The sequence below is a fragment of the Streptomyces sp. NPDC056527 genome (assembly GCF_042794475.1).
GTDB lineage: Bacteria > Actinomycetota > Actinomycetes > Streptomycetales > Streptomycetaceae > Streptomyces.
Genome location: NZ_JBHTTQ010000168.1, coordinates 1 through 9,946 on the forward strand (window position 1 = coordinate 1; position 9,946 = coordinate 9,946).

General features: G+C 72.0%; 9 protein-coding genes. 1 reads left to right on the plus strand and 8 read right to left on the minus strand.

What is annotated here, in order from left to right; genetic code table 11:
- Nucleotides 1-49 precede the first annotated feature (49 nt).
- From ACFQ7Q_RS36480 to ACFQ7Q_RS36515, 8 genes are all read right to left on the minus strand, one after another.
- Entirely contained in the window at nt 50-919 is an 870-nt protein-coding gene (locus ACFQ7Q_RS36480) for a peptidoglycan DD-metalloendopeptidase family protein (RefSeq protein ID WP_383563039.1), read from the minus strand.
- 89 nt (nt 920-1,008) lie between these two features.
- Complete coding sequence (locus ACFQ7Q_RS36485) at nt 1,009-2,346, minus strand: protein kinase (protein ID WP_383563042.1); 1,338 nt, start codon at nt 2,344-2,346, stop codon at nt 1,009-1,011.
- On the minus strand, nt 2,343-3,125 hold the full coding sequence (locus ACFQ7Q_RS36490; protein ID WP_383563045.1) for an FHA domain-containing protein: 783 nt from the start codon (nt 3,123-3,125) through the stop codon (nt 2,343-2,345). The genes ACFQ7Q_RS36485 and ACFQ7Q_RS36490 overlap by 4 nt, the downstream gene beginning before the upstream one ends.
- A gap of 86 nt (nt 3,126-3,211) precedes the next feature.
- Nucleotides 3,212-4,513 carry an ABC transporter permease gene (locus ACFQ7Q_RS36495; protein WP_383563048.1) on the minus strand — a complete coding sequence of 434 codons (1,302 nt, stop codon included), beginning with the start codon at nt 4,511-4,513 and terminating at the stop codon, nt 3,212-3,214.
- Complete coding sequence (locus ACFQ7Q_RS36500; RefSeq protein WP_383563051.1) at nt 4,503-5,192, minus strand: ABC transporter ATP-binding protein; 690 nt, start codon at nt 5,190-5,192, stop codon at nt 4,503-4,505. Before ACFQ7Q_RS36500 ends, ACFQ7Q_RS36495 begins: the two co-directional genes overlap by 11 nt.
- The gene (locus ACFQ7Q_RS36505; protein WP_383563054.1) at nt 5,185-6,525 is read right to left on the minus strand and encodes a hypothetical protein; all 1,341 of its coding nucleotides are present in this window, start codon (nt 6,523-6,525) and stop codon (nt 5,185-5,187) included. Before ACFQ7Q_RS36505 ends, ACFQ7Q_RS36500 begins: the two co-directional genes overlap by 8 nt.
- 1 nt (nt 6,526) lies before the next feature.
- Nucleotides 6,527-7,525, minus strand: a complete 999-nt coding sequence (locus ACFQ7Q_RS36510) for a hypothetical protein (protein ID WP_383563057.1) — start codon at nt 7,523-7,525, stop codon at nt 6,527-6,529.
- 117 nt (nt 7,526-7,642) lie between these two features.
- On the minus strand, nt 7,643-8,029 hold the full coding sequence (locus ACFQ7Q_RS36515) for a peptidase inhibitor family I36 protein (protein WP_383563060.1): 387 nt from the start codon (nt 8,027-8,029) through the stop codon (nt 7,643-7,645).
- Between the two features lie 414 nt (nt 8,030-8,443).
- Here ACFQ7Q_RS36515 and ACFQ7Q_RS36520 point away from each other — a divergent pair, with 414 nt between their 5' ends.
- Complete coding sequence (locus ACFQ7Q_RS36520; RefSeq protein WP_383563063.1) at nt 8,444-9,895, plus strand: DUF2079 domain-containing protein; 1,452 nt, start codon at nt 8,444-8,446, stop codon at nt 9,893-9,895.
- Nucleotides 9,896-9,946: the final 51 nt, after the last annotated feature.

A 9,946-nucleotide genomic window follows, 5' to 3' on the forward strand; every position in this document is an offset into this window, starting at 1 on the left:
GGCTGCGCCACCGTCCGGTGACGCAGCCCGCCCGAGCCACTGTGTGCCGCTACGGGCACTCGCCTCCCCACCTGACGGAGGCGATCGTCAGTCCGCCCGCGGGGAAGTTGCCGTGGCCCTCGGCCCAGCCGCGGTGGAGACAGCGGGTGCCGCCCTCCTTGAAGCCCACGTACACATGGTCGTAACCGGGCTGCTCGGTCCCGTTGTTGAAGTACGACCTGCGCAGCCCGCACGCGCTCGACGGGGTGTCGACCTCCGTCGTGCAGACCGTGCCCGTGCCGTCGGGGCCCGAGTAGAAGCAGACGTGGCCGGACGGGCAGGACCACGGCTGCTGCGGGGTGGCGCAGTTCTTGCTGCCGACGCCCGTCCACTGACGGTTCTCTCCGCTGTACTCGACACCGTCGAAGTGGACCGGCTTGCGGTGGCGCTCGTCCGTGAAGGTGCCCGACGCCAGGTAGCGCTGCTCGTAGTGGAGATGGGCCCAACCGCCCGCCGCGCCGGACTTGCCGACCCGTCCGATCTGGCGGGCGCCGGTGACCTTGTCGCCCACCCGCACGAAGGTGTCCGGGGCCTCCTGGAGGTGGTAGTAGGCCGTGAACCAGCCGTTGCCGTGGTTGATCTGGATCGTGTTGCCGGAGCCGTCGTCCCGGTACGTCGCCGAGACCGTACCGGCGGCGGAGGCGTAGACCGCTCTGCCGTCGGAGCCGGTGTTTCCGTCGGTCACGATGTCGAGCGCGGGGTTGTGGCCCCAGGTGTTGAGCTGCCACTTCGTGCCGCAGGCGAACGGCAGTTGGAAGTTCGGCTTGCCGGCGGGCGGGGCGGCGGCCCGAGCCGTCGTGGTGAGGGCGCCGACGCCCAGCAGCAGGGCGAACCCGGTCAGGAGCGCCACCAGCGCGGCGCGGGGCTTCGAGCAGGACACGAGTGTGATCCCCCTTCGTGTGTCGTGGTTCCACCGTCGCGGGAGGGAGCGCCGGGCGCGTACTCGGATGTCCGAGGGTCGCCGCGCGCTCAGCAGGTCGTGGCCCAGATGTGCGAGGCGATCGGTGTGGAGTCGACGGGCAGTTCCCGCCGCTCGCCCTGGAGCACACAGCCCAGTCGGTCCTTCAGACCGGACTCGGCGAAGTAGGCGACGTGGTCGAAGCCCTTCGGGTCGTCCGCGCCGTTGTTGAACACCGATCGAGGACTCGACTTCCGCGCCCAGCCGCAGCTCGCGTCGCCGTCGAACCACTCGGGGTCGTCGTTCTCCCAGTCGCACATCTCGCCCTTGCCGTCCGCCTCCGAGAAGAAGCAGACGTAGCCCGAGGCGCACCGCTCGAAGCCCACGGCCTCCTTCTCTCCGCCCGGCCGGTCCAGCAGGGTGTGCAGACCGAGGGCCGCCGCGGTGACCGCGGCCACCCCCGCCGCGAGCAGCGGCACGAGCCGTCCGCCCCGACGGCGCCGACGTGGCATCCGGCCCGCCGCCGCGGCCTCCACCCGACGGAGCAGCGAGGCCGCGTCATGGGCGGCCCGTTCCGCGTGCGTACGGCTGAGACAGTCGGTGACGATCTCCCGCCACGACTCGGGGAGTTCGGGGGAGAGGCGCAGCTCCTCCTCGCCTCGGGCGTAGCGCACGGCCGCGTCCCGGCGGGCGTTCGGCGTGCCGCCGGGGAGCGGGGAGGAGCCGGTGAGGACGAGATGCGCGAGGACGCCGAAGGCCCAGATGTCGGACGTCGGGCGGATCCGCACACCGCGCTCGCCCACCTCCGACCAGAGCAACTCGGGCGACGTGTAGTCGGGCGTGGCGAATCCGGGCGCGTAGGCGTGGGTGCCCTCCAGCTCACTCGCGGTGGAGAAGTCGCCGAGCCGTACGCTCCCGTCCTTCATCAGCAGCACGTTGCCCGGCTTGAGGTCGCCGTGCACCCAGCCCGCGGAGTGGAGCTGCCGCAGCCCCTCGCAGACCTGGACGAGCAGCGCGGGGCCCGCCGCGGGCGGCGTGGCGCCCGACAGCAGTGACTGCAGCGGGCGTTCGGCCTCTTCCAGTACGAGAACGGTGGCGCCGTCCAGTTCCGGGTGCGCCGGGTCGTCGACCGTCAGCGTCTCGTACAGCCGGATCAGCCGCGGTGAGCGCAGCCGTCGCAACAGCTCCACCTCACGCTCGGCCAGCTCGCGCAGATGACGCAGCTGGCGCGGGGTCCGGGTGCCGGTCGGCAGGAACTTGAGCGCCGCGCGGGCGGGCAGTTCGGCGGGACCGGCCGCGGCGCGGCGGGCCGCGTACACGCCGGCGAACGCTCCTGATCCGAGCGGTCGTTCGACCGTCCAGACACCGACCCGATAGCCCTTCGGCACGGTCAGCGGCGAGCCGCTCACCGGGCGGGCACCGGGGTCGTGAGCCGCGTGGCGGGCGGGTGCGTCGTGGGCGTCGTCAGGGCCGCGAGGTCGTCCTCGCGCACGAGGTCGAAGCGGAGGGCGAGCGAGACGAGGGACTCCTTCTTGCCGTTGAGCCGCGGGCCCGCGTCGGCCGTCTCCGGTCCCGGCTTGAGCCGCAGCTTCACCGCCAGGTAGTCGATGTTCCACTGCACGGCGGCACGGTTCACGGCGGGCCACACCGGACGCAGCCGGTCCGCGATCTGGTCGACCGTCGGCAGCGGCGCATGGGGTGCGTCCCGCAGGCGTAACTCGCAGAGCGCGGCGAGCACCAGGAAGTACCGTTTCGAGCGGTCGAGGGGAAAGGCGAGCGCGGTCGGCTCGCCGTCCTCGCCGACGGGCGCGCGCTCCACGTAGTCGTGGCGCGGTGCCCACACGCCGAAGTCGAGCAGATCCCCGCCCGCGGGCAGCACGATCCGGGAGAACTCGAACGGTACGGGCGCGTCCACCCGCCCCGGCGCGACCTTGATGTGCTCGCCCGCGCCCTCGGGGTTCTCGACGACATAGGTCGAGCCGGAGCTGAAGTTGCTGAGCGTCCAGTAGCTGCCGGTCGCGCCGATCTCGCCCGCCGTACGGGACACCCCGGGGTGCGGGATGTCCAGGTGGCGGCGCCTGTCGGCCGCGCAGGGGGTGCGGCCGAAGTGGAGCCTCTCCCCGGGGGCCAGCCTGACCTGGCCTGCCGGGGACGTGGTGTGTGCGGGCACCACGATGATGCTGTACATGGCGCTTCCTTTCCCCGAGGTTCTGCGCGGCCAGGGTAGGAACCGGCGATAAACGAACGCAGAACGTGCCTCCGTGGACGTCTCGTTCAGCCGCGCAGCGTCTCCGCGGGCGCGATACGGGATGCCGCCAGTGCCGGGTACACCCCCGCCACCATGCCCACCGCGAGGCCGAGCAGCGGTCCGGCGGCGGTGAGCCGGGGGTCGAGGACCACCAGCCAGCCCTTCGCCAGCGCCGTACCGGCCGTCACGTCCACTCCGACGGCCGTCCCCAGCACTCCGCCCACCAGGCCCAGGAGCCCGCACTCCACGAGGAACTGGGCGGACACCGCCGCCCGGCCCGCGCCGACCGCCCGGCGCAGTCCGATCTCGGAGCGTCGCTCGACCACGGAGACGTACGTGGTGTTGCTGACGCCGAGCGCGCCGATCAGCAGGGACACCCCGGCCAGGCCGAGGAACAGGGCCCGGGTCTCGCTCTCCACTCCGCCGCGGAAGGTCCCGAGATCCGCGGGGACGATGGCCGCGAGCCGGTCGGGTCCCTCCGGGTGGAGCGCCAGTGGGGCCTCGACGCCGACCTGCTGGGCGGCGCCCAGTTCGGTCCGCAGGACCGCCTCGGTGGCACCGAAGACCAAGTGGTCGCTCCCGGCGGCCTGCCGGGGGCGGTTCAGGACTCCGCCGTCCGTCGCGCAGGAGGCGTACGGGACGATCACGCTGCCGGTCAGCCGGGCCTCCCCGGCCGGGGCCCGGAAGGTGCCGATCACCGTGAAGGGCCGGCCGGCGAGATGGACCGAGGGCGCCGCCTCCGGCGTCTGTTCGAGCAGCGCGTCCAGGCCGAGCGCCTTGGCGGCCACCGTGTCCACGAGCGCCACCGCGTCGCCGCGCGCCATGTGCCCCGCGTCCGGCAGCCGCCCGGAGCGGGCGGTCACCCCGAGGGCCGCGAGGGCGCCCTCGTCGGCGGCCAGGACGCGCAGTTCCTGCGGCGTCGCCCAGTCGTAGCCGGGGTCGAGCGCCGAGATCGTCGGACGCTCGTCGGCGGTGCAGAGCAGCCCGGCCGACCGCACGCCGTTCAGCTTCCGCGCCCGTACCGCCGCCGCGGTCGTGGGCCGCGCGGCCTCGTTGTGGAAGCGGACGGTCACGGCGGTCGCCCTCAGGGCGTCGAAGCGGCCGGACACCGCGTCCGCGGCGCTCGCCGTGATGCCGGTGGTCGCCAGCGCGGCGGCGATGCCGAGCGCGATGCCGAGGACGGTCAGGACGGAGCGCAGCCGGCGCCCGAGGACGGCATGGACCGCCTGGACGACGATGTCCGCGAACGCCGTCCCGGCCCGCTCCCGTCCCCGCTTTCCGGGCCGCTCCCGCCGGCCGTCCCGCTTTCCGGGCCGCTCAGACCACATGTCCGTCCACGACCCTGAGTTCGCGGTCGGCCCGCTCCGCCACATCCCGCTCGTGCGTCACGACGACCACCGTGCGCTCGGGGGTGACGAGTCCCCGCAGCAAGGTCATCACCTGGTCGGTATTGGCCGAGTCCAGATTCCCGGTCGGCTCGTCGCAGAGCAGCACCGACGGTTGGTGCACCACGGCCCTGGCCAGGGCGACCCGCTGCCGTTCGCCGCCGGAGAGCGTCGTGGGGCGCGCCGAGATCCGGTGGCCGAGCCCGACCGACCGAAGCGCCCGCTCGGCGCGCTCCCGCCGGTCGGCGCGCGGGTGGCGCGTGTGCACCAGCGGCAGCTGCACATTGCGCAGGCAGGTCAGGTACGGCACCAGATGGAACGACTGGAAGACGAACCCGAGCCGGGTCGCCCGCAGCCGGGTCCGCTCCCGCTCGCCGAGCGTGCGGACGTCTACACCGTCCATGGCGTACGTGCCGCCCGTGGCGGTGTCGAGGAGTCCCAGGATGTTGAGGAGGGTGGACTTGCCGGAGCCGGAGGGGCCGGTGATGGCGACCATCTCGCCGGTGCGGATCTCCAGCGTGGCGTCCCTGAGGGCGGTCACCGGCGCGGCGGCCGGGTAGGTCTTGGAGACCCCGTGCATCGAGATCACCACCCGCTGCCCGGGTACGGCTCCGTCAGCCAAGGCCGGCCTCCCGGTACGCGTACCCGACGAGGAGCTGCGCGCCCTTGGCGAGCGCGGGGTCGGCTCCGGTCACCGCCGCCCGGCCGCCGACCGTCAGGCCCACGTCCACCGGTACGTGCCGACGCCGGTCGCCCTGGACGACGGTGACGGAGACGAGCCCGGCCGGGTCGGTCCAGAGCGCGGAGACGGGGACGATCAGGGCTTCGGACGAGCTGCTGCGGCGGACCGCCTCGACCTTGACCGGGCTGCCGAGCGCCGTGTCCGGCACCTTGCCTGTGACGTCGAAGAACGCGTGCCGCGGGCTTCCGGTCGACACCCTCTCGTACGAGCCCTGGAGCGTGGCCCCGCCGAGCCGGTCGCCGGTGACCTTCGCGCGCGTGCCCTGGGGCAGGGACGTGAAGTCGGGCAGCGCCGTGTCCGACACCGGGACCTTGATCTGCCAGCGGCCACCGGTCACGGTGAAGAGGGGCTCGGAGGCGTTGGCGCCGACCCGGCCGGAGACCTCGCCGACGGTCGCCGGGAGCGAGCCCATGAACACGACCTCGGCCATGGGGAGGGTGACGACGGTCCTGGTGGCGGGCGGCGGTGTCCCGGTGCCGTCGGCGGAGGAGCCGGTGGACGCCTGTGCGCCGGCGGTCGCACCAGCGTGACTCCCACCGGTCCTGCCGTCGGTCCCGCTCCCGCCCGTCTTGCCGTCCGTGCCGCCCGCGCCGGCGGGGGATCCGTCCTCGGCCCCGAGCAGCGGCCGGTACCCCGCGCTTCGGTAGAGCCGCTTCAGGTCCCGGGCCGTACGGTCGTCGAACGTGCCGGTGACGGGAGTCCCGTACAACCGCCCCAACGCCTGCTGGAGTTGGCGTACGTCCGGGCCCTGCATTCCCTCGCTCAGATCACGGTAGGCCGGGAACGCCCCTTCGAGGAGGAACAGCGGGCGGCCGGAGATCTCCGCCCCGAGCGACCCGTTGGCCAGCTTCCCGCCGGGTTTCAGGGCGAGCCGGGTCACGACCTGCCGGGCGGCGCCCTCGCCGGACTCGGGGCCGCGCACGACCAGGTTGCTGCTGCGCGTCAGAGTGCCGTCCCAGGTCCTTCGGTCGACCAGGGGGCCCGCCTCCGCGGGCACGGTGACGCTGGAGCGCGGCGGGGCGGCGGCCGAGGCGGCGCGCTGCTCGGGCGTACGGGCCTGCGAGGCGGCGAGCCAGGCGCTGCCGCTCGCCGCCAGCGCGACGACGACTCCGGCCGCGGCCGCGGCCCGGCCCCAGCGGCGCCTCGGGCCGGAGGTCCCTTCCTCCCCGACGGACCCGTCGTCCGGGGTGGGACCGCCACCGCTGATCCCCACCTCAGGACTCCAGCATCTTCTGGGCCTTCTTCTGCGCCTCGGTCAGGATTTCCTGATAGGCGACGAGGTCGGCCTCGTTCTTGACGTAAAGCGCGCTCAGGGCCTTCTGATTCGCGGAGCGCCACACCGTGTCGTACTTCGAGGTGTCGGCGCAGCTCGCGTCGGCCTTCGCCTGGGCGATCTCATTCTTTCGGCCGGATTCCACCGCCGCCGCGTCAAGATTCTTTCCGGCGTCTTTGCCGCCGTAGTAGTCCTTGGCCTTCTTCACCGCGTCCGCCGGCGATTTCAGTCCGCCGTATCCCGCTTTCTCCATGCAGGAGGACCAGATTCCGACGGCTTTCAGGAATGTGTCCGACTGTTCGGCCCGGCGGCCGGCCTCATGACGCATTCCGTTGTCGGTCAGCCACATGAGGCGGAGATACTTCGGCATGTCGCCGTAGAGCTTCTTGCGGGTCTCCCCGATGCAACCGCCGCTCGGAGAGGCGAACTTGCCTTCTCCGGTCTCGTAACTGACGACCTGGTCGGGGGCCCCGTTCTTGGCCAGGGTGTACCGCTGCTTCTCCGAGTCGGGCAGGTCCCGCCAGGGGCCGGGCTGCTCCTGCGTGGAGTTCTCGGGCTGCTCGCCGCCGGCGTCCGGCGCGGCGCCGTAGCCGCTCCGGGCCGCCTCCTCCGCGGTGGGCGAGACGCGCCCCTCGGGGGCCTTGTCCCCGTCCGCGTCCGGCGCGGCGACCGGGTCCGGCGGATGGACGGTGAACCCCTGCGCGACCATGCACTTCTTGGTGATCCGAAGCTCCATCGCGCCGACCTGGCGGGCGAGTTCCTTGGCCGAATCGAAAGCGGACGTGGCCTTGGCGGCGCTCGCCGAGTCGGGTGCGGCGGCCGGGCCGCCGGAGGTGTCGCCGGCCTCGTCGCGGCCGCTGTCGGTGCCGGAGCTGCAGCCGACGACGGCGGTCAGGGCGGCGGCGACCAGGCAGGCGCCGATCCGGTGACGGGGGAGCATCTGGGTCCTCTCGGGGATAGGCTGGGGCCGGACTCCCCCTCCTGCGATGAGGGGGAGGCATCCGGCTTCTCACCGGAGTGCCGGGCCTCGGACGGCCGGACGGCCCTCAGTGGAGCGTCAGCACCAGCTGGTGCCGTCGTACTTGTGCGAACGGCCGTTGTCGTTCTGCGTGGCGCCGCCCTGGTGGAGCTCGTAGCCCGGGTTGAAGCAGGTGTTCACCGTGCGGTAGTCGCTGAGGGCGTACACCTTCACCGTCACGCTCCACCGGTTCCGCCAGGAGCTGTCCTTGTCGTAGATCTCCGGCTGGCCGGAGCCCCAGTTGGAGTCCGCGATGTTGAAGCGGTACATGGGGTACGACTGGCTGAAGCTGCTCGCCTGATAGACACAGAAGTTGCCGTCGTAGCAGTTCCGGTCGACAGCCTGGGCGGGAGCCGAGGCGACCATCGTCATACCGGCCGCGGCGGCGGTGCCGAGAACGGCGGCCATGACTCTGCGCTTGACCATGTGCTCTTCCTTTCACGTGCCAGTGAGTGGGAAAAACGGGTCTTGCCGGTCGAGGAAGCTAGCACAGCGATTGAGCGCCTCGGACGGAACTTTTTGCTCCGCGGGACGAGTTCGGGCCAGCGTCAATGAAACGTGGCCGAAATATCGCAGCGTGATGGAACGATTCCGCTCGTGATGAATGCGTGCGTGCGTACAACCTCTTCGCGTGCAGCCAGTGGGAATCGCGGACAGGCGGGGGGTGCGTGGGAGTGGAGTGGCGAATTCCAACTCCAGTCAATGTGACCCGCATCACACTCCCTTGATCCTCTTTCCGGGTTTCCCCATCCGTGCGGGTTTGACCGGTGATTCCGCCGGTCGCGTCCTCTCTGGTCTAATGGGTTGCTCTTTTGTCGGCGGCTGCTAGGTGGGGGCGCGGTGTTGGATGTACAGAACGGGGCGGCGGCGGAGACCTCCGCCCCGGAGACCGGCGCCGGGCCGCCCGAGGACGCTCCCTCCGTGGTGCCTCTGCGGCCGTACGTCCTCGTGGCGGGCGTGCTCTGCGCGCTGTACTTCCTCTACTCCTGGGTGCAGTACGAGCAGTTCCGTACGCCCTCCTGGGACCTGGGGATCTTCAACCAGTCCGTCAGGGCCTACGCCGAGTTCCGGGCGCCCGTCGTCGACATCAAGGGCCCCGGCTTCCTCATACTCGGGGACCACTTCAGTCCGGTCACCGCACTTCTCGCGCCCCTGTACTGGATCTGGTCCTCCCCGCTCGCCCTCCTCTTCGCGCAGGCCGCGCTCTTCGCCGCCTCCGCCGTCGTCGTCGGCCGCACCGCCCAGCAGGTGCTCGGCAGCCGCGCGGCCGGCCTCGGCCTCACCGTGGCCTACGGCCTGTCGTGGGGCCTCCAGGAAGCGGTCAAGTCCGACTTCCACGAGATCGCCTTCGCCGTCCCGCTGCTCGCGCTGACCTGCCGGGCTCTGCTCCTGGGGCGCTGGACCGCCGCCGTCGCCTGGTCCGTCCCCCTCGTCCTCGTCAAGGAGGACATGGGGCTCACCGTCGCCATGGTCGGCGCCGTCCTCTTCGTACGGGGGCAGAAGCGCCTCGGTGCGGCCGTGGCCGCCTTCGGCACCGCCTTCTTCGCCCTGACGGTCCTGGTCCTGATCCCCGCGGCGAGCCGGGTCGGCCAGTACGACTACTGGGCCAAGATCGAGAAGTCGAGCGAGGGGGCCGACGTCTCCTTCGCACACGCCCTGCTCTCGTCGCTCGGCTCCGACGTGAAGTGGGAGATGCTCTTCTTCCTCGTCGGCATCACCGGATTCCTCGCCCTGCGCTCTCCGCTGATGCTGCTCGTGCTGCCGACGCTCGGCTGGCGCTTCCTCTCCCAGGACCCGAACCACTGGGGGATGATCTGGCACTACAACGCCATCCTGATGCCGGTCGTCTTCCTCGCGCTCGTCGACGCCGTCCGCACCGTCCGGACCTCGTCGCACGGCTGGCTCGTCGCGTACGGGAAGGTCGCCGTCCCCATCGTCACGGCCGTCTCGATCGTGATCGCCCTGGACCTCCCGCTGCGGGAGCTGCTCCGCTCGGAGACGTACGCCACGGACACCCGGACGCTGGACGCGAGGCGAGCGGTCGACGCGGTGCCGGAGGGGGCGAGCGTGGAGACCAATGTGACGCTGATGGCCCACCTCACCGCGGACCGCACCGTCTACTGGGTGGGCGGGGCGAAGGGCGTCAGCCCCGACTATCTCGCCCTCGACCTCGACTCGGGCTGGTCGCAGCCGGTGACGGACCCCGTCCAACTGGCGGCGTCGCTGCACCCGGAGGCGCGGTACGAGGTGGCGACGCGGGCGGGCCAGTTCGCGGTGCTGCGCCGCGTGTGACGTGTACGTACGCGAAGGGGCCCGGTTCCGTCAGGAACCGGGCCCCTTCGC

Bases quoted from the DNA above. Each gene is read 5' to 3' on its own strand.
- ACFQ7Q_RS36515 (WP_383563060.1), bottom strand. From the start codon at position 8,029: ATGGTCAAGCGCAGAGTCATGGCCGCCGTTCTCGGCACCGCCGCCGCG.
- ACFQ7Q_RS36495 (WP_383563048.1), bottom strand. From the start codon at position 4,513: ATGTGGTCTGAGCGGCCCGGAAAGCGGGACGGCCGGCGGGAGCGGCCC.
- ACFQ7Q_RS36510 (WP_383563057.1), bottom strand. From the start codon at position 7,525: ATGCTCCCCCGTCACCGGATCGGCGCCTGCCTGGTCGCCGCCGCCCTG.
- ACFQ7Q_RS36490 (WP_383563045.1), bottom strand. From the start codon at position 3,125: ATGTACAGCATCATCGTGGTGCCCGCACACACCACGTCCCCGGCAGGC.